General features: G+C 57.3%; 13 protein-coding genes and 2 pseudogenes. 6 read left to right on the plus strand and 9 right to left on the minus strand.

Annotation, left to right across the window (positions count from 1 at the left end):
- Nucleotides 1–19: 19 nt before the first annotated feature.
- The 3 genes from QFW87_RS23970 to QFW87_RS23980 are packed head-to-tail and all read left to right on the plus strand — an operon-like array spanning nt 20 to nt 4196.
- On the plus strand, nt 20–979 hold the full coding sequence (locus QFW87_RS23970) for a cytochrome c peroxidase (RefSeq protein ID WP_283189046.1): 960 nt from the start codon (nt 20–22) through the stop codon (nt 977–979).
- Complete coding sequence (locus tag QFW87_RS23975) at nt 976–2787, plus strand: DAHL domain-containing protein (RefSeq protein ID WP_283189047.1); 1812 nt, start codon at nt 976–978, stop codon at nt 2785–2787. The genes QFW87_RS23970 and QFW87_RS23975 overlap by 4 nt, the downstream gene beginning before the upstream one ends.
- Nucleotides 2784–4196: an ATP-binding protein gene (locus QFW87_RS23980; protein ID WP_283181553.1), complete on the plus strand. Its 1413-nt coding sequence runs from the start codon at nt 2784–2786 to the stop codon at nt 4194–4196. The genes QFW87_RS23975 and QFW87_RS23980 overlap by 4 nt, the downstream gene beginning before the upstream one ends.
- On the opposite strand, the gene QFW87_RS23985 is transcribed toward QFW87_RS23980, so the two are convergent.
- Both QFW87_RS23985 and QFW87_RS23990 read right to left on the minus strand, forming a co-directional pair.
- Nucleotides 4189–5514, minus strand: a complete 1326-nt coding sequence (locus QFW87_RS23985) for an APC family permease (protein ID WP_283189048.1) — start codon at nt 5512–5514, stop codon at nt 4189–4191. The genes QFW87_RS23980 and QFW87_RS23985 overlap by 8 nt on opposite strands.
- Nucleotides 5515–5768: 254 nt before the next feature.
- On the minus strand, nt 5769–6590 hold the full coding sequence (locus QFW87_RS23990) for a carbon-nitrogen hydrolase family protein (RefSeq protein ID WP_283189049.1): 822 nt from the start codon (nt 6588–6590) through the stop codon (nt 5769–5771).
- 125 nt (nt 6591–6715) lie between these two features.
- Here QFW87_RS23990 and QFW87_RS23995 point away from each other — a divergent pair, with 125 nt between their 5' ends.
- Entirely contained in the window at nt 6716–7516 is an 801-nt protein-coding gene (locus QFW87_RS23995) for a LuxR C-terminal-related transcriptional regulator (protein WP_008147857.1), read from the plus strand.
- Between the two features lie 646 nt (nt 7517–8162).
- Here QFW87_RS23995 and QFW87_RS24000 read toward each other — a convergent pair.
- Nucleotides 8163–9404, minus strand: coding sequence for an outer membrane beta-barrel protein (locus tag QFW87_RS24000; protein WP_283189050.1), 1242 nt, complete (start codon nt 9402–9404; stop codon nt 8163–8165).
- Nucleotides 9405–9790: 386 nt separating this feature from the next.
- Between QFW87_RS24000 and glgX the strand changes: the two genes are divergently transcribed.
- Nucleotides 9791–11920, plus strand: a complete 2130-nt coding sequence (gene glgX, locus QFW87_RS24005; RefSeq protein WP_283190948.1) for a glycogen debranching protein GlgX — start codon at nt 9791–9793, stop codon at nt 11918–11920.
- Between the two features lie 181 nt (nt 11921–12101).
- Here glgX and QFW87_RS24010 read toward each other — a convergent pair.
- The 6 genes and pseudogenes from QFW87_RS24010 to QFW87_RS24035 all read right to left on the minus strand — a co-directional run.
- Nucleotides 12102–12366: pseudogene (locus QFW87_RS24010) on the minus strand (DUF1109 domain-containing protein); the annotation flags it as partial.
- Between the two features lie 292 nt (nt 12367–12658).
- Nucleotides 12659–13904, minus strand: a pseudogene (locus QFW87_RS24015) (UbiA family prenyltransferase).
- A gap of 35 nt (nt 13905–13939) precedes the next feature.
- Nucleotides 13940–14314 (minus strand): GtrA family protein, encoded by a 375-nt coding sequence (locus QFW87_RS24020; protein ID WP_283181558.1) that lies wholly within the window; start codon nt 14312–14314, stop codon nt 13940–13942.
- Nucleotides 14315–14464: 150 nt separating this feature from the next.
- Nucleotides 14465–15982, minus strand: coding sequence for a glucosyltransferase domain-containing protein (locus QFW87_RS24025; protein ID WP_283189051.1), 1518 nt, complete (start codon nt 15980–15982; stop codon nt 14465–14467).
- Nucleotide 15983: 1 nt separating this feature from the next.
- A complete protein-coding gene (locus QFW87_RS24030; protein WP_283189052.1) occupies nt 15984–16925 on the minus strand; it encodes a glycosyltransferase family 2 protein in 942 nt (313 codons plus the stop codon).
- Nucleotides 16922–17296 (minus strand): GtrA family protein, encoded by a 375-nt coding sequence (locus QFW87_RS24035; protein ID WP_283181561.1) that lies wholly within the window; start codon nt 17294–17296, stop codon nt 16922–16924. Before QFW87_RS24035 ends, QFW87_RS24030 begins: the two co-directional genes overlap by 4 nt.
- A 241-nt stretch (nt 17297–17537) precedes the next feature.
- Here QFW87_RS24035 and QFW87_RS24040 point away from each other — a divergent pair, with 241 nt between their 5' ends.
- Nucleotides 17538–18662, plus strand: coding sequence for an OpgC domain-containing protein (locus QFW87_RS24040; RefSeq protein ID WP_283189053.1), 1125 nt, complete (start codon nt 17538–17540; stop codon nt 18660–18662).
- The last annotated feature ends 531 nt before the right edge of the window (nt 18663–19193 follow it).

Genomic DNA, 19193 nt, shown 5'->3' on the forward strand with positions numbered 1-19193 from the left:
CAAGCCAAGGAATCATCAGATGTCGCCTTCTTTTCACCGTCTGCTATTGGCGCCGTTGTTCGGGCTCTGCCTGAACGCTGGCGCCGCGCCGCTGGATGAACCGCTCAAACCGCTGCCGGCGGTGCCCCAACAGAACCCGCTGCGGGTCGAACTCGGCCGCCAGTTATTCAACGAGAAACGCTTGTCGGTCAACGGCAGTCTGTCCTGTGCCAGTTGCCATCGACTGGAAAACGGCGGGGCCGACAACAAGGCGTTTTCCATCGGGTTCAACGGCGTTCCAGTGACGATCAACACCCCCAGCGTATTCAACTCCAGTCTGAATTTCCGGCAATTCTGGAACGGTCGCGCCGACACCTTGGAAACCCAGATCCACGGAGTGGTGCAGAGCCCCAGTGAAATGGGCAGTGACTGGGTACACGTGGTGGAAGTGCTATCCGCTGACCCGGCTTATCGGACCTCGTTCAGCAAGGCCTACCCCGACGGCGTGACCATGAACAATGTGCAGAATGCCCTGGCCACCTACGAACGCACGCTGATCAGCGCCAACTCGCGCTTCGACCAATACCTGATGGGCGATACCGACATTCTCACCCGGGAGGAAAAATACGGTTATCAACGCTTCAAGGACTACGGCTGCATCGCTTGCCATCAAGGGGTGAACATCGGCGGCAACATGTTCCAGAAGTTCGGGGTCATGGGCGACTACTTCAAGATTCGGGGCAACCCCGCCGAAGCCGACCTGGGCCGCTATCTGGTGACCAAGGACGAAGAGGACCGCAACGTGTTCAAGGTCCCGAGCTTGCGCAACGTCGCCGTGACCGCGCCGTATTTTCACGATGGTTCGGCCAAGACCCTCGAAGAGGCGGTGGATGTGATGTTCAAGTTCCAGCTCGGTCGCAATCCCTCTGACGACGACAAGACCCTGATCATCAAATTCCTCAAGACCCTGACCGGTGAATGGGGAGGCAAGCCCTTATGAAGACGACTAACCGCCGCAACCTGGCGTTGCTCAGCGTCGTGGCCGTGATGCTGGCTTCGGTGCTGCTGTTCCTGTACCTCAAATCCAACTCGAACCAGACGACGACCTACGCCGAATCCCGGGACGTGATCGGCCGGATCAAGCAGTTGAACGCACAATGGGAAACCGAGATCCTCAAGGCCAGGATCGCCATCAGTCACAACTACGATCCGTTGGTCGCACCGCTGACCGAGATGACGAACCTGTGGGAGCGGCTCGACACGATGGAGTCGAACCACGGTCGCACCGAATCGCCTGTCTGGCGCGCCAGCCATGATGCGTACCTGACCGCCATTCAGGAAAAGACCCGGTTGGTGGAGCAGTTCAAATCTCACAACGCCGTGCTGCGCAATTCGTTGGCGTTCCTGCCCACCGCCGAGGACGACATTCAGGAACAGCTGGGCCGGTTGGTGGATGAGGACCAACTGCAACTTCATAACATCACCACCGACACGTATGACTTGCTGCTCAGCAGCCTGGAGTTCGCTCAGGTCACCTCCGACGACAAGGCCGCCGACATCCTGCTCGGGCTGAACAAACTGGGGGTGAACAAACTGCGACTACCGGAACCGTTCCACAGCCCGATCGATATTTTGAGCAGTCACATTGCGCTGATCCTGCGCGAACAACCCGTGGTCAATCGGTTGCTGGAAAACATCGAAGCCGTTCCCGTGGCCGAACGCCTGGACGATATTACCAACCTGCTCAACACCGATCAGCAGCGGACCGATGCGGTCGACCAGCGCTATCACTTCTACATGCTGTTGTTTTCGGTGCTGCTGGTGTTGCTGCTGGTGTACCTGGCGATTCACCTGATGCGCAGTTTCACCGTGATCAATCGCGTCAATAAAGCCCTGCAAACCGCCAATGACGACCTGGAACTGCGGGTTGAAGAGCGCACCCGCGAGCTCAGGGATACCCAGAGTGAACTGCTCGACACCGCGCGTCAGGCCGGCATGGCCGAGATCGCCACCAATGTGCTGCACAACGTCGGCAACGTGCTCAACAGCGTGAACATTTCAGCCGACCTGGTGACCCGCAAACTGCGCGCCAGCAAAGCGCAGGGCCTGGGCAAGGCCATGCAGCTGATCAACGAACATCCAGGCGACCTCGGCACCTTTCTGACCGAGGACGCAAAAGGCAAGTTGCTACCGGGTTACCTGAATCAACTGGTGGACGCGATAGCCCTGGAACAACAAGGCATGACCGACGAACTGGCCCAGTTGACCAAAAGCGTGGACCACATCAAGGACATCGTCGCCACCCAGCAATCCTACGCAGGCGCCAACAGCCTGATGGAACCGCTGCACATCAGCGAACTGCTGGAAGACGCCCTGCGCATGAACTCCGGCGCCCTGACCCGACACCACGTCACGGTGGTCAAGGAGTACAGCAATGTGCCGCAAGTCATGGGTGACAAGCACCGGTTGTTGCTGATCCTGATCAACCTGATCAGCAACGCCAAATACGCCATGTCCGACCTCAGCAACCGCCCGCGGCAAATGACCCTGGGGGTCAAAATCGTCGAAGACAAGACCCTGCAAGTCAGCGTCAAGGACGACGGCGAAGGCATCGCCGAGGAAAACATGACGCGCATCTTTGCCCACGGGTTTACTACCCGCAAGGAAGGCCATGGCTTCGGCCTGCACAGCTGCGCCCTGGCTGCCATCGAAATGAATGGCCACCTCACCGCCCATAGCGACGGACCGGGCAAAGGGGCGATGTTCACGTTGCAGATCCCGCTGAAAACCGTACCGGAGGAAGCATGAGCGAGCTTTCGAACCGACGCATTCTGCTGATCGATGACACCCTGTCCATTCACGTGGATTTCCGCAAGATTCTCATGCCCATGCCGGAGCAGACCGTCGAACTGGACGAGATGGAGGTCGCGCTGTTTGGTAGCGAAGTGAAATCAACCAGTGCGCTGTTCGAGCTGGACTCGGCCTATGGCGGCCAGGAAGGCCTGGGCAAACTGAACGAAGCCTTGCAAGAACATCGCCCCTACGCCCTGGCCTTTGTCGACATGCGCATGCCCGAGGGCTGGGACGGTGCGCAGACCATCGAACATTTGTGGCAGGCCGACCCGCGCCTGCAAGTGGTGGTGTGCACCGCCTATTCCGACTATTCGTGGGATGAATTGCTCGATCGATTGCAGGCGCATGACCGGCTGCTGATTCTGAAAAAGCCGTTCGACAACATTGAAGTCCAGCAGATGGCCAACACCCTGCTGACCAAATGGGACATGACCGAACGGGCCAGCGTGCAGATGGACCATTTAGGGCAAATGGTCGAGCGCCGAACCCGGCAGTTCACAGAGGCCAGCGTTGAGTTGCAGCGGGAAATCGACGAGCGCAAACAGCTTGAAACCCAATTGGTGCAATCGGAAAAACTCGCTTCATTGGGGCAACTCGCGGCCGGCGTCGCTCATGAAATCAACAACCCTATCGGCTTCATTTCCTCCAACCTCGGCACCCTGGATGGCTACTTCAGACAGCTGCAGGAAATGCTCGACGCCTATCGGGATGCGGAAGAGGCGATCGGCTCCAGCGAGCTCGTCGAGCGTTTGAACCAACTGCGCGAACGGGTCGAGCTGGAGTTCCTGCGCGAGGACATTCCGCTCCTGATCAAGGAGTCCAAGGACGGCATCAACCGGGTCGGGCAGATCGTCAAGGACTTGAAGGACTTCTCCCGGGTGGACTCCAATCAGGAATGGCAGTGGGCCAATCTGCAACAGGGCATCGAATCGACCTTGAACATTGTCGCCAACGAACTCAAGTACAAGGCCGATGTGCTCAAGGAATATCAGGACCTGCCCGACATCGAATGCCTGCCTTCGCAAATCAATCAGGTGATCATGAACCTGATCGTCAACGCCTCTCAGGCCATCGGCCCGGAGCGCGGCACCATCACCTTGCGCACCGGGCTTGAAGCGGAAACGGTGTGGATCGAGGTCGCAGACACCGGCGCCGGCATTGCGCCGGACTGCCTGCAAAAAATCTTCGACCCGTTCTTCACCACCAAACCGGTGGGCCAGGGGACAGGGCTAGGGTTGTCCCTGTCCTATGGCATCGTGAAAAAACATCGGGGGGATATTACGGTGCGCAGTGAAGTTGGCGTGGGAACCACGTTTCGGGTCCAGTTGCCGATTCACCAATCCAAACCGTTCCCGCCTATGTAGCCTCCTGGAAATCCATCTCCGGTGGCTGGCGACGGAAGCCGTCGGTCAGTACCGCCAAGTACACCACGCCAATCGCCAGCCAGCTCAGGCCCAGATAGATCGCCAGGTGATCGAGGCTGACCATCAGCCACAAATCCGCCGCCAGACCGATAAACGGGAACAGCAGAAACAACACGAATTCACGCAGCCCTTTGTTCTCACCGCCAATCCAGTAGTGAAAGATCACCGACAGGTTCACCAGACTGAACGCCAGGAACGCGCCGAAGTTGATGAACGAGGTCGAGGTGGTGACGTCCAGTTTCAGCGCCAGCAAAGCGACCACGGCGCACAGCAGGATGCTGTTGATCGGCGTGCCAAAGCGTTCGTGCAAGGTGCCGAAGAACGATTTTGGCAGCACGCCGTCACGGCCCATGGCGAACAACAGCCTCGAGCCGCTGGCCTGCGCCGACAGGCCCGACGCAAACTGGCCGACGATCAGGCCGATCAGGAAGATCGACACGAACAGATCACCACCGATGTTGCGGGCAATTTCATAGGCCGCCGAGTCGACGCTGTCGAACTGGAACGACGGATGCGCGATCTGCACGAAATACGACACACCGACAAAGATCAGGCCGCCGATCAGGGTGATCAGCATGATCGCTCGCGGGATGGTGCGGCGCGGGTCGCGGGTTTCTTCGGTCAGGGTGCTGACCGCGTCAAACCCGAGGAATGAATAACAGGCGATGGCTGCACCGCTCATGATCAGCGGCATCTGCATGTCACCGTTGAAGAACGGTTTGATCGACCACAACGGCGTGCTCGCATCACCACCGACGTAATGAACGCACAGCGCAACGAAGGCGATCAGCACCAGGAACTGCACCAGCATCAGTAACGCGTTGATGCCGTTGGCCAGTTTCAGACCGACGATGTTGATCGCGCTGGTGATGCCGATGAACGCCAATACCCAGATCCACTGCGGTACGGCCGGGAAGGCGAAGTTGAGGTAGGCCGCGCCGATCAGCCAGATCGCCATCGGCAGGAACAGGTAGTCGAGCAGCACGGCCCAACCGGCGATGAAACCGAGTTTCGGGCTGATCGCCTTGCGGACATAGCTATAGGCCGAGCCAGCGACGGGGAACGCCGAAGCCATTCGGCCGTAACTCATGGCGGTGAAAAACATCGCCACCAGCGCCGCCAGATAAGCAGCCGGGACCATGCCGGCGGTGGATTGAGCGAGGATGCCGAAGGTGCCGAGCACAATGATCGGCGTCATGTAGGCGATGCCGAACAGCACCACCGAACCCAATGACAGGGTGCGTTGCAAACGAGCCATGAGCGACTACTCCGAATTTATTAGATTTATGGCAGAGCCGAGTTCGGCAAAAATTTACGTCTACTGCAAAAGCCACCCCTCACCCCGGCCCTCTCCCCAGGGGGGAGAAGGGGAAAGGGGGCAGATTTCCATGCTTTTCAAATCCTGAGTTCGACCGGGTGTTTCAGGTCGCAATATTTCTTGAGGACTCTACGGTCAGTCCCCTCTCCCTCCGGGCGGTCCGACGTTTCGGGAGGGTTAGGGTGAGGGCTGGTTCAACGCTCAGGAATCAATAACTCCCGAACACCGCCGATCTGCTCCACCACTTCCCCAGGCAACCGCAGCCGCTGATCATCCAGATACCGATAATCCTGTCGCGCCGCCGTCAGCTGATTCAGATCCAGTTCAACCGCAAATTGTCCTTCCTCGCGTCCGGCCTCGAATAACAAAGTCCCCAGCGGATCCACCAGCGCACTGCCGCCCGCAAAGACCAACCCGCCATCGCCCTCTTCCACCCGGTTGACCATCAGCGCAAACGCCTGGTTTTCCTGGGCGCGGGCCATGATCGCGGTGCGGTGCGTCGGGCCGTACGGGTCCATGTTGCCGTTGGTGACGATCAGCAGTTCGGCCCCCAATTGCGCCAGGGCCCGGGCGGTTTCCGGGAATTCGATGTCGTAGCAAATCAGCAGGCCGACCCGCACACCGTTCCACTCACACGTGGCGTAACGGTCGCCGGCCTCGAACACCCCGCGATCCGACGCCCAGAGGTGCGTCTTGCGGTATTTCAGCGCGATACCTTCAGGGGTGATCAGCAGCGTGGTGTTGTAGAAGCGGCCGTTGTCGGTCTCGGCCATGCCGATCACCACGGCGATGTTGTATTCACGGGCCGCAGCCAGCACCGCGCTGACGGTCGGACCGTCCAGCGGTTCAGCGGTTTCGGCCAAGGCCTCGAGGGACGGAAAGCCCATCAGGTGGGTTTCGGGAAACACGATCAGCTGTGTATCGGCAGCACAGGCAGCCATCGCCTGCAGAGCGCGTTCGAGGTTGTAAGCCGTGTCGTTGTCACGGCCCGCCAACTGGGCGAGTTCGACTTTCATGGTCATTCCTTGTTCTTAACCAGGCTGGCAGAAAGATTGCCCGGTCGGTGTCTGTGCGCCAGTATGCGCAGCAAGCCACCGGCCGGGAAATCACGCCGCTGGGGTAACCCGATAGGGGTAGAGGCATGACACTCTCGTTAGACGACATCGCGTGGCACCGCTCGGTCGGGCAACTGATCGACGCCCTGGACAAGCCCAATTTCTGGACGCAGCTGGTACGGTTGCTGGATCAGTACGTGACCTTCGACAGCTGGGTGGCGCTGCTTTTCAGCGCCGATCAGCATCCGCAAGTGTTCGCCGAATGCCCGGGCGCGGACGGCAGTCCCGATCAGTTGTTCCAGGACTATCTGCGCGGTTTGTACCTGCTCGATCCGTTCTATATCGCCTGTCGCGAGCAGTCGCGCACCGGGCTCTATCGCCTGTCGGAAGTGGCGCCGGAGCATTTCGAGCTGACCGAGTATTACCAGCGCTACTTTCGTCTGAATGTGGTGGCCGATGAAATCCAGTTCAATTGCCAGCTCGAAGGCGACCGCACGCTGTGCCTGTCACTGGGCAGCAAGCAACGTTTCAGCGGCCAGCAGATTGCCTTGCTGTCGCTGATCCAGCCCTGGGTGCTCGGCCTGTTGCGCCAGCGCCTGCCTTACGAAATCAACGAAGTCGTGGCCCTCGCACCAGCACCGCCGCAAGTTGACTGGCGCGTGCAGCTGGAAGCGTCGGTGCAGCAACTCAAAGGCGCGCAATTGACCGCCCGGGAACTGGATGTCGGGCGCTTGATGCTCAGCGGTTGCTCCAGTAAAGAAATCGCCCGTAAGCTGGAAATCTCTGTCGAAACCGTGAAAGTCCATAAGAAACACATGTACAGCAAACTGGGGATCAAATCCCAGTCAGAGCTGTTTTCGATTTTTCTCCAGGCACAAAATGCCTGACTGCCCCACCGAGTCCGAACCCAAGGAAACCGTATGAGCCTGTCACTCCTGAGCCGCTAAGCCTTCTTTGCCGTCTGTGTGATGCTTACCCTCGCCAGCCTGCCCTTCCTGGAGCACGACGGGCTCTGGCCGATCACCGTCGTCACCGGCATTCCTGCCCTCCACGCCCCTCCCCCATCAAAAATAACCAAACCCAGATCAACACCTCACAAACTGCCGCCCTCGATCACCTGGACTGGCAAAAACGTTGCACTCGGTTGACGGGGCCGAATAACCCTTCCTGATATTGATGCCGCCAGCGAAAGACCGGGTTGGCATTAACGTCATGTTCGCGAGCGATCAACGACACGGAGGTGCCAGACTGGAACGTGGCTTCGACAACTTTGCGTTTGAATTCTGGCGGGAAGTTGGGGCGGCGAGCGGGTCGACGGGCTGGGGCAATGATATCCAAGACAGTGTCCACCAAAAAATGATGGACACTATTTTTGCTAATTTTTGAGGCTCTCAGCAGTGGGTACTGGCCGGTCGGTTACGCCAATTGCTTCAGTGAACTTAATTTTCTCACGGAGTCCTCTCATGCCTAATAACAACGTTCCGTATCTCTGCACTTTTTGCAGGTTACGACCGAACAAGCAGTGAGCGCCAATTAGAAAAGAACGCCTGCCTCAGCAAGCACGCGAGCCTGATCGCGCTGGGTACCGTTGTCTCCAAAGGTTGAGCCCGAGGTGGCGTCCTCAGTGCGCACGTAGGCGAGTTCGCCTCGCACGAAGAAGCGACCGTCTTGATAGGTCGGCGTAGCGGTCAGCGACCAGGCGTTGGAGCCTGTCCCATAAAGCAGATTGGTGGGTGAGCAGTCCTCGTCGGCTCCGCATTCGCCGCCGTTGCTGTCCAGGTATTCGGCGCGGGCACCGATAGACCAGTGACTGGAGAAGCTGTACTTGGCAAGGATCGCTGCCCCGTAGGTTTGCGCTGCGCGATCTATATCCGCTTTCGAGTCCTTATCGACCCGGGTGTATTGCAGGTAAGGCGTGAGCGTCAATGCCCCATCGGTGTGGGTGAAGATCAAATTGTAAATCTGGCTATTGTTCTGCGCTGTGGGTGTCGCCACAGAGGATTCCGAGTTGCTGGAGAAGTTTGTGCCCCCGATCACGCTTAAAGTGTTGGCGGCATCAAAGGCGTATGAGAACGAGCCTGTGACCCAGTTGTACTTGCCGGAATAGAAACCGTCGTTCAACGATATCGCTGCATTCGTCTTGCCACCGGAGTAGTTGACCTGCACACCACGGCTGACGGCAGGCTCCTGGTTCCAAAGCAGCCCACGCTGGATGTTGATGTTCTGGAAAGTGAAGGTCGACTCAGCTCCGATCAATGTGGGCAGCGAGCCGGCCATCAGGGAAATTTCAGGGCTGAGCACTGCCTTCAAGTAACCGACTGGAACATCACCGTAAAGCCTGTCCACGGTTTTGTCCGACTTGAGATAGGCCGAACCAAGAGAGGGCAGCGCATACGATCCGGCCTGTATGTAGAACTGCAGCGGCCCCTCGATCGTCTGTATTTCCACTTGGGCGTTGCTGATGTCGGACAGTGACTCGGAATTGCCGGTGTCGGGTGCATCCACTACATGGTTTTGCCACAGGGCGATCCCCGTCAGTTGCCCGCTTACGTAGACTTTCCCCAGCGGGCCAGCATCAATGGCGAAAGGGTTTTCATTGGGCTGTAACGAGCTGGAAAGGCTGGGTGAAGACAGCGGCGCAGCGGAAACACTGGTGACCGCCAGCAGGGCTGCAACACCACCGTACATGCTCAAAAACCTGCCGGTGTGGTTCGAAGTTTCAACCGCAACGAGACAACCATCAAGGCCCAAAATACGCGTGACATGCTGCTTCATAGTGATGCTCTCAATACCTTGGATAAACAGCCAGATAGAGTATTGAATCGCGCATCAAGTTGTAGTTAGGTTTCCCCTCTCCCGCATAAAATTTCAATAAAAACAATAAATTATCATGGTCTAAATAGTGCAATGAGTTCTAACTTGGCTGATCACGAGTAAACACACCGACTTCGCGCCACTGGGATTCGAGCGTTGACTTGACAGCATTTGCATCAATTTCTGGACGGTGGGCATAACCACGACTCCACCGATCACACCGTCCGCCTGCTCCCGCACCATTCTAGCTTCGGTGCAGAATCACACATGGGCCATGAATAAGTATGACCTCGAAGACGCCTGACTGCGGAGCCCAGAGCGCCGCCTGTAACGATTTCCAAAGCCAAATGCATTCACGTGTTCAGGAAGGCCAGCCTTATCCACTCGGAGCTACATGGGACGGCTCTGGGGTCAATTTTGCAATTTTCTCGGCCCACGCTACTAAGGTCGAACTTTGCCTGTTCGACGCCGACGGGAAAGAAGAAATGGAGCGGATTGAGTTGCCAGAGTTTACTAACGAAACTTGGCACGGTTACCTACCCGACGCACGGCCTGGCACTTTATATGGCTATCGAGTGCACGGGCGTTATGAGCCGCAAAACGGCCATCGCTTCAACCATCACAAGCTGCTAATCGACCCGTACGCCAAGCAGATCGTGGGCGAGCTGGAGTGGGACGATGCGCTGTTTGGTTACACCATAGGCCATCCCGATGCTGACCTGTCGTTCGATGAGCGCGACAGCGCGCCGTTCATGCCGCGCTGCCGGGTGATTGATCCAGCGTTTACCTGGGGCAACACGCCCAAGCCAAATGTTCCATGGGCCCGTACCGTCTTCTATGAAGCCCACGTGCGCGGTTTCACCAAACAACATCCCAGTGTGCCAGAGGCCGCGCGAGGTACGTTTGCCGCATTTCACGAAAGTGATGTGGTGGAATACATTAAGTCGCTGGGCGTTACTTCGATTGAACTGATGCCCATCCACTACTTCCTGAATGACAACCACCTGCTTGAGAAAGGCTTGCGAAATTATTGGGGCTACAACACGTTGGCGTTCTTCGCGCCGCATGCACGCTACATGGCTGGGAGTTCGATTGGTGAATTCAAAATCATGGTCTCAAGACTCCACAAGGCAGGCTTGGAGGTCATTCTCGACGTTGTCTACAACCATACTGCCGAAGGCAACGAGTTGGGCCCTACTCTTTCGCTCAAGGGCATCGACAACGCCAACTATTACCGCCTGATGCCGAACGATGCGCGCTACTACATCAACGACACCGGTACTGGTAACACCCTGAACATGAGCCACCCTTGTGTACTGCAGATGGTCACCGACTCGTTGCGTTATTGGAGCAACGAGATGGGCGTCGACGGCTTCCGCTTCGACTTGGCAACCATCTTGGGCCGCGAACCCCACGGCTTCGATGAAGGCGGTGGCTTTCTCGACGCGTGCCGCCAAGACCCTACCCTGAACCACGTCAAATTGATTGCAGAACCATGGGATTGCGGCCCTGGCGGGTATCAGGTCGGCAATTTCCCTCCTGGCTGGATGGAGTGGAACGACAAGTTTCGCGACATCTCCCGAGCCTTCTGGAAAGGCGACGATAATCGCCTCGGTGATTTCGCCAAGATCTTCCTGGCGTCTGGCGATCAATTCAACCGACGCGGTCGCGAGCCAGCCTCCTCCGTAAACTTCATTACCGCTCACGACGGTTTCACGCTCAACGACCTGGTCTCTTACAACGATAAACACAACGAAGCCAACGGCGAAGATAACCGCGATGGCCACTCGGACAACCGTTCCTGGAACTGCGGCGTCGAAGGTACAACCGATGACCCGCAGATTATCGAGTTGCGCTACCGACAGATGCGCAACTTACTCGCCACGCTGTTCCTGGCTCAAGGTACACCCATGCTGCTAGCCGGCGACGAGTTTGCAAGAACTCAGGGCGGCAGTAACAACGCTTACTGTCAGGACAGCGAGATCGGCTGGATCAACTGGGACATCAGTGAAAAAAGCGTCGAGCTGCAGGACTTCACGCGATACCTGATCGACCTACGCAAGCGCTACCCATTACTGCGTCGCAACCGGTTCTTTACCGGCGTCTACAACGCGCATCTGGATATCAAGGATGTCAGCTGGCTACAGCCCAATGGCGAGGACATGGGCAACGAGCAATGGAATGATGCTAGCAACCGATGCTTAGGCATTTTGCTTGATGGCCGTGCGCAACCTACCGGCATTCGCAAAGCGGGTGGAGAAAATTCGCTCTTGATTATCGTCAACTCACATTTCGACATAGTCGACTTCATCTTGCCCGAAGTGCCGCAAGGGCAATATTGGAAATTGCAATTAGATACCAACGAGCCGGAGCTGATAGCGGAGGAAGTGTTCAAGTTTGGCGACAGCTATCAAGTCGCTGGGCGTTCGACATTGCTATTTGAACTGGCCGTCAGCCAGAAAAAGAAACGCCGATAGCCTGCCCCGCTCCGCGAGGGTCGTGTGGCTCTGCTACTGTGTCCGTGGGTACCTCACGCTGCTCCATGAATCCGAAGTGCAGACTGACCTAGAAAAGCTCATTACTAAGCTTCGACCTCAAAAGAAAGCGGACAAGTCAGTGAGCTTTTGAGCAGTAGTCATAGACAATGCGCACGATCTGCTACCAGCGCAGCCAGCGTCGCCCGAGTAATGCGCCTAGTACAGTCGGCACCAGCATGCCCAGCAAGTACCCCCCCCCAAAAATGGTACTTGCGTCTCGGGGCAGTGTAGGGAATTTGCAATCGTCGCCATTGCACTGGCGAGTAGTCCGCCGCAGGCTCCTGACAGCGTCAGGTTGGTTGGTGCGAGACCGCGTAGCGCCCAAACACAGCGATAAACCCCGGAATCGACAGCAAGGTTATGTTGAGTGCGCATACCTGCCAGGTTTCTGCTTCGATAAACCGGTTTAAGGGACGCAGGTGCAGCACATGATCACTGCTGGCCAGGCAACTGTCTCCGTAACTGCGGCCGTTGCCGAACGGCAACGTCGTGCCGTGGATATAGATCAATCGTTGCAGATGTTGCTCCAGATCATTTCGCCATGCGCATGAATGGCCTGTTTGCGGTGCCGAGGGGTAATGCCCCCATGAGCTCAATTGATGATTCATCGTTCGAACCGACCCCATTGAAAATTGAAACTGCCACCCAGGGCGCTCGCATCCGCGCGGCCGCGACGTTTCATGCCGCCAACCAAAAAATCAGGCCAAACATCGCGCCCATCGCCAGGCTCAGGCGATCCCGAAGCGCAAAGATCACAGGGTCGTCATTCATCCTGCCGCGATGGGTCAGCATCCAGATACGGGTGATCCAGAACAGCAACAACGGGCAGGCGAGCCAGATCATCCGGGGGTAGGCATAGAGCGCGATCGTGGCGTTGTCATGGATGTACAACGCAAGGACCATCACCGACAGGTATCCGGACGCAGCCCCTAATGAGGAAAGCATCGCTAGGTCGGCAGGATAGTAATCACGGCCACCGGTTTTCCCGGTAATGCCATTGCGCAGTGCCGCCTGGAGTTCGGCATAACGCTTGACCAGTGCCAGGCTCAAAAACATGAACATCGAAAACGCCAGCATCCAGGAGCAATCACATCCAACGCCATGATCCGTTTCAGCACCAGCGAATAGATCAGCGTCAACATGTAGTAAGTGGCCAACACGGCGGCAAACTGTCAGGGCAACCACCACCAGGCGCCAGCAAAGGAGACAAACAATAAACAGGGGAACGCTGTCAGGCCGGACTTGATCGACAACCGCCCACTGGCAAAGGGTCGATTGCGTTTGCTCGGATGCCTTCGATCATCCTCCAGGTCCAGCAGGTCATTAAGAACATAAACACCGGAGGCGCATAACCCGAAAAACACAAAAGCCAACAGACCGTGCCAGAGCAGGAGCGGATTGCTCATCTGATGCGCGGCCAGCAACGGCACAAAAATCAGGGCATTTTTCGCCCATTGATGGATGCGAAACGCCTTGTACAAATCCCTGAATTTCGTCGTTCCTGAACGAACTACTTGCACGACATTGTCCAGGCTTTTAATAGCGAGTTCGACGCCTGGCAGAGGATTGACGACATAGGCCCGTTCGGCCGAACGCCATATCGACAGATCGTCAAGAGAATGACCGACGCAATCAAAACCGCTCTCACCGTACAACGCGACCAGCAAATCACGCTTGTGCGTGCCCGACAGATTGCACTCCAGGCTCGTGGCCAGGACGTCATCAAACACCTTGTGACATCGATATCCGTCGCCATGGCCAACTGTTCTTTCAAAAAAGCCTTGCCGCGACTGAGCCAACCCAAAGGCTTGAGCCACCCTGACGGCTGGCTACGTACAAAAGCCATGGCGCTTTCGAAAAGAAGATCGGACCTGAGGAGCGTTCCATCCAGATCGACCACAAACGGTCTGGACGTGACGTTCAGCTGTATTTTCCGTCGCGCCACACGCTGAGAAACCTTCACGACTCACGTCCGCGAAACACCACAAACCTGGAAAAGAAGAACCCGCCAATCAGGCTCAATAGACAAAACGATGTCACCGTCACCAAACCATGAAGCCGCCACAGATCGGCAATACGCCCGACGCCGTAGCTCACGACGCCCATGACAGCGCTGAACAACAGATAGCCAAGCACGGTCGCCTTGTTCTCAAAGGTGTAAAGCGAATGCACATAGAAGGAAAAGCTGGCCGCGACGCAAAACGCTGCCAGGTTGCTGGCGGCCTGACTGAGTTCGGCGGCGACGGTGAGTACGAAAAAAAACTGCCAATGGATGAGCGCATTGACCACGCCAATGACCATGTAGCTACAGAATCCTTTCCATAACACTTTCATTCCGCCACCTGCCAATATCCCTGTTTGAGGTGCTTTTCAAACTAAGTGACAACCCTGTAACGGTCTACTGTCAGAAATAACAGGTAGGTGAGGATTTCTGACCAACGGTCATGCTGACGATATCGTCGCGAACTGTATCCCCCTCACATTTCACCAGTGAAGCGCCTTAATCGGCGCGGGCTCTTTCATGACAATAAAACCGTAATCGCCGAGCAGATAAATCCGGTAGTACTGGCTCTCCAGCACCGGTGGATAACCCTGATAACCCACCCGGGTCGCGTTACGTCGCTCCTTCTCCGCAACGACGTTGGTGATGCCCACTTTCGGCAGGTTCTCGGCCAGCATGAAAAAGTCGATGTTCAGCAGATAGTGCAACACCGGCATCTGCTTGAACGAGCCCGCCGCCCCCAGCAGCCAGTGATCGGAATAGGTCACTGACATGTAAATGCGCTTGGCTTCGAGCAGCTGTCGATTCGACGCGATGTCGTGTTCAAGACTCAATAGCGCGCTGGACGCGAAGGCTTTCTGCACCGTCAGCACCCGCCCATAGGCATACGAAATCGAAAGCATCGCCAACAATGGAACCACCAACAACAGCGGCAACCGCTGGTGGATTCGTGCCAGCGCCAGATGGCTCAAATAGAACAACAGCACCAACAGAACCGCGAAGCCCATCAGGGTCCTGGCGCCTTCATTGAAGTCCCGGAAAAACAGCGCGACACCCGACACCAGCAGCGCCACGACCGGCAATGTCAGGAAACACACCAGGCCGATCAGGAACTTCTTCAGCCCTGTGTCCTGACGTTCCAGCACGTTCAGCCCCAGCCGGACACTGCCGGCAATGGCACACAGCAGCAGCAGTGCGGCGAACACCCAGGCAAATCCGCCGTGAAACAGCAGCACGACTTTTTCCAGCACCCGGGCGATATTGATTTGAATTTGTAGTAGGGGCTGCGCCGTCCAGTTCAACAACAAGGTGCGATTACCACTCATGAACGGATAAGCACTGACGCTGTAAATCAACCAGCCCAGGATGGCCTGCGATATTTTCCAGCCGATCAACTCGCACCACTGCGGCCAGGCCAGCTTGTCATTCGCGTTCCTGAGCAGTTCCAGGCAACACAGGCCCAGAAACACATTGAGGCTCACCTGATAGAGCCCCAGCGCCAGGGCAATCAGGAACGAGGGCACCAACCAATGAACAATGCGCGAGGGATGACGAAAGGTGATCGCGTAGATGACCGCCACCACGCTCAACGCCATGGCGGGGCCGTCGTATTGATAGGACAGGTTTTGCAGAAAGAATGGGTTGAACCAGAGCGGCAACGGCACGAGGCAGCAAGCAATCGTCGGTTGCGGGTAGTAATGAAACGTCAGGCTGGTCAAAGCCGAGGCCATGGCCAGCACCGCGATCAATAGCGGCAGCGGAAAGATGTTCGGCGCGGCATTGCTGAAGGTCAGCAGGTTGTAGAACAGTTCGGTGAATAACCGTCCCTGTTCCGCCCAGGCCGTACCAGCCGCGGCCGACAGGGATCGCCAGTTGTCATCGATATACGGATAGTCCGCAAGGATCAGCGGCACCACATACACAAAGGTCGCCAACAGAAAAAACAGCCAGACCTGCCGATGTCCGAGTTCCTTGCTGAAAAAATCGCTGAACCTGCCCATGCTAAAACCCGAGCCGGTCTTTGCCGCCGACGACGTCTTTGACGATATAGCGCGGCCGATGTTTGGCTTCGATGTAGATGCGGCCGACGTACTCACCGAGAATGCCGATGCCGATCAGCTGTACGCCGCCGAGAAACAGGATCGCGGTCATCAACGACGGGTAACCCGGGACGCTGTTGCCGAAGAAAATCTTGTCCAGCACCATGTACACCGCGTAGAACACCGCGAAGATCGAAATACCGCCACCGACGTAAGTCCATAAACGCAACGGCACCGTACTGAACGAAGTCACGCCTTCCAGCGCCAGGTTCCAGAGCTTCCAGCCATTGAACTTGCTGGTGCCCGCCACTCGCTCGGCTCGCTCGTATTCCACCACCACGGTGGTGAACCCGGCCCACGACAGCACGCCTTTCATGAACAACTGGTGCTCGGGAAGCGCGCGAATCACGTCGACCACCTTGCGGTCCATCAGACGAAAATCCCCGACGTTTTCTTCGATACGGGTGTAAGCGATACGGTTCAGCACACGGTAGAACAGCGACGCGCTGTGGCGTTTCAGGTAACTGTCGGCGGTGCGATCCCGGCGTTTGGCGAGCACCACATCTGCGCCTTTTTGCCACTCGCCAATCAACCGCGGGATGACGCTGATCGGGTCCTGCAAATCGACATCCATGGGAATCACCGCATCGCCGGTGGCATATTCCAGGCCGGCGAACAACGCCGGTTCCTTGCCGAAGTTGCGCGAGAAGTTGATCAGCAATACCTGTTCATCGGCCTGCGCCAAGGCCTTGACCTCTTCAGCCGTCCGGTCGGAACTGCCATCGTTGATGAACACGATTTCGACCTCAGCCTGGTCAAGCCTCAACTCGCGACGCACTGCCTGATAAAACAGACTGATCGCCTGTTCTTCATTGAATACCGGAACGATCAACGAGACTTTCATGCGTTACGCCCGCGAAAGACCACGTACTTTGAAAACAGAAAGCCAAGCACCAGGCTCAATGCCGAAAAGATAGCCACCGTCAGCAGGCCGTGAAGTCTCCACACGTCGCCTGCATGGCCGACGCCCAGACTCAGCGTCCCCATGGTTCCCAAGAATAGAAGATAGCCGCCGACCGACGCCTTGGTATCGAAGGTATACAGCGCGTTCATATAGAAGGAAAACGAGGCGGCCACGCAGAAGGCAGCCAGGTTACTGACAGCCTGACTGAAGCCGGCCCCCACGCTCAGCAGGAAAAAAATTTGCCAGTGGATCAGCGTGTTGGCGACCCCGACCACCGTGTAGCTGGAAAATCCTTTCCACAAGAGCCTCATGCTGACTCTCCTGTTTCAAGTCATAAAACTTTGAACCTGTCTACTGTCAGAAATCACAGGTCTGACGGCCTTTCAGACCAACGGTCAGGGTTTGCCTCAATGCCAGGAGACATCCCGTAATATCCCGGTTTTGCAATTACCAGCAAATCACGCCACCCTGCCGCGCCGCCGATGTGCGGCGCGCAATCTTTGGCGCCTTCGGCGACTCCTTATCTCAACACCCGTTCACGAGCCCGCCGTCATGACGTTTGAGCGCGATCACCGAATCGACTTTTTTCGCGGCCTGGCACTGATCTTCATTTTTTGGGATCACGTGCCTCATAACCCCCTTGGCCAAATCACCCTGCGCAATGTCGGTTTCAGCGATGCCGCAGAAATATTCGTGTTTCTCGCCGGCTACGCGGCCGTTCTGGCCTACGGCAAAATCCTTGCGCGCGATGGTTACCTGATCGCCTGCGTGAAGATTCTGCGGCGCGCCTGGGTGCTCTACGTGGTCCATATTTTCCTGCTGGCCATGCTGATGGGCATCGTGTTCTTCGCCAACAGTCATGTGGAAACCCGCGATCTGGTGGAAGAAATGGGCCTGCATCACTTCATCACCAACCCCCAGCAAGCGTTGACGGATGAGTTACTGCTGCGCTTCAAGCCGAACCTGATGGACCCGCTGCCGCTGTACATCGTGCTGCTGGCGGGATTGCCACTGGTCCTGCCGTTGCTGGTGCGCAAGCCGTGGGCGGTCGTAGCGGTGTCATTGGCGGTGTACTTGCTGGCACCGCGGTTTGGCTGGAACCTTGCGGCAATCAAGGACGGTGTGTGGTACTTCAACCCCGTCACCTGGCAACTGCTGTTTATCCTCGGCGGCTTTGCGGCGATCCACGGGCTGCGGCCACGGTTGCCCGACACTCGCCCGCTGTTGCGCCAGCCCTTGTTTGTCAGCGCAGTGGTGTACGTGGTGGTGACCGGCGTGATTACTGTCTCCTGGCGCTGGCCGGAAATTCACGATGCCCTGATGCCAGCCAGCCTGAGCAACCTGCTGTACCCGATCAGCAAGACCGATCTGTCGCCGGTCCGTCTGCTGCACTTCCTGGCGCTGGCTTATGTCACCGCCAGGCTCTTGCCCGGCAACGGCTGGACGCAAAACTGGCTGGCGCAGCAATGCTGTCGCATGGGGCGCTACTCACTGGAAGTGTTCTGCCTCGGTGTGCTGTTGGCGCCCTTGGCGGACATGCTCAACGCCCTGACCGACGATGCGTTTGCCATGCAGATTTTTACAGCGTTGGTGGGTGCCGGGGTGATGGCGTTGCTGGGCGCGTGGCTGGACTTCAATAAACGCCTGAATCGATCAGTGCAAACCGCGACAGCCTGAAATGCAAAAGCCCCGGCCAATGCATGCTGTTCGCTTAAGAAAATGGATGGCGGCCTGAAAGCCGGCCGGGTTTTGATCGTGTATATATCCATTTCTGTGGTCACGGCTACTTAGGGTTCCGCCCTTACGGCGGGTCACTTGGAAAAGCCCCAAGTAACCAAGGGCTCTTGCCCCTTTCGTTCAGCCCTTCGCCTAGGCTCAGGGTGCCCTCGCTCCGGTCCTGCTCCGTGGGCCCGCCGCCATCGGCCATCCATGGCCCGGGGCGGCTAACCCGGCATCCATGCCGGGTTGCCCCCTGCGCAGTACCTCCACTCGGCCTCTCGAGGGGGCGTGCACCGCAAAAGCAAAAGCGAGGCGGCCAACCGGCCGGCCTGGCTTCAAGTGAACGCATTTCCCTGTAGGAACTGTCGAGCGAAGCGAGGCTGCGATCTTTTGATCTTGCCATTGCTTTGCTTTGGCTTCAGATCTGCCGCCCCTTTCCCAGAGGCCGAACGCAGGCGTTGCGCAGGGGGCACCGCGGCAAGGATGCCG

The organism is Pseudomonas sp. PMCC200344, from assembly GCF_030053095.1.
Classification (GTDB): Bacteria; Pseudomonadota; Gammaproteobacteria; order Pseudomonadales; family Pseudomonadaceae; genus Aquipseudomonas; species Aquipseudomonas svalbardensis.

Excerpts from the sequence above, each read along its gene's own strand:
- QFW87_RS24035 (WP_283181561.1), bottom strand. The coding sequence starts at position 17,296 with ATGAGGCTCTTGTGGAAAGGATTTTCCAGCTACACGGTGGTCGGGGTC.
- QFW87_RS23980 (WP_283181553.1), top strand. The coding sequence starts at position 2,784 with ATGAGCGAGCTTTCGAACCGACGCATTCTGCTGATCGATGACACCCTG.
- QFW87_RS24025 (WP_283189051.1), bottom strand. The coding sequence starts at position 15,982 with ATGGGCAGGTTCAGCGATTTTTTCAGCAAGGAACTCGGACATCGGCAG.
- QFW87_RS24020 (WP_283181558.1), bottom strand. The coding sequence starts at position 14,314 with ATGAAAGTGTTATGGAAAGGATTCTGTAGCTACATGGTCATTGGCGTG.
- QFW87_RS23990 (WP_283189049.1), bottom strand. The coding sequence starts at position 6,590 with ATGAAAGTCGAACTCGCCCAGTTGGCGGGCCGTGACAACGACACGGCT.
- QFW87_RS24030 (WP_283189052.1), bottom strand. The coding sequence starts at position 16,925 with ATGAAAGTCTCGTTGATCGTTCCGGTATTCAATGAAGAACAGGCGATC.
- QFW87_RS23975 (WP_283189047.1), top strand. The coding sequence starts at position 976 with ATGAAGACGACTAACCGCCGCAACCTGGCGTTGCTCAGCGTCGTGGCC.
- QFW87_RS23995 (WP_008147857.1), top strand. The coding sequence starts at position 6,716 with ATGACACTCTCGTTAGACGACATCGCGTGGCACCGCTCGGTCGGGCAA.
- QFW87_RS23985 (WP_283189048.1), bottom strand. The coding sequence starts at position 5,514 with ATGGCTCGTTTGCAACGCACCCTGTCATTGGGTTCGGTGGTGCTGTTC.
- QFW87_RS24040 (WP_283189053.1), top strand. The coding sequence starts at position 17,538 with ATGACGTTTGAGCGCGATCACCGAATCGACTTTTTTCGCGGCCTGGCA.
- QFW87_RS24000 (WP_283189050.1), bottom strand. The coding sequence starts at position 9,404 with ATGAAGCAGCATGTCACGCGTATTTTGGGCCTTGATGGTTGTCTCGTT.
- QFW87_RS23970 (WP_283189046.1), top strand. The coding sequence starts at position 20 with ATGTCGCCTTCTTTTCACCGTCTGCTATTGGCGCCGTTGTTCGGGCTC.
- glgX (WP_283190948.1), top strand. The coding sequence starts at position 9,791 with ATGCATTCACGTGTTCAGGAAGGCCAGCCTTATCCACTCGGAGCTACA.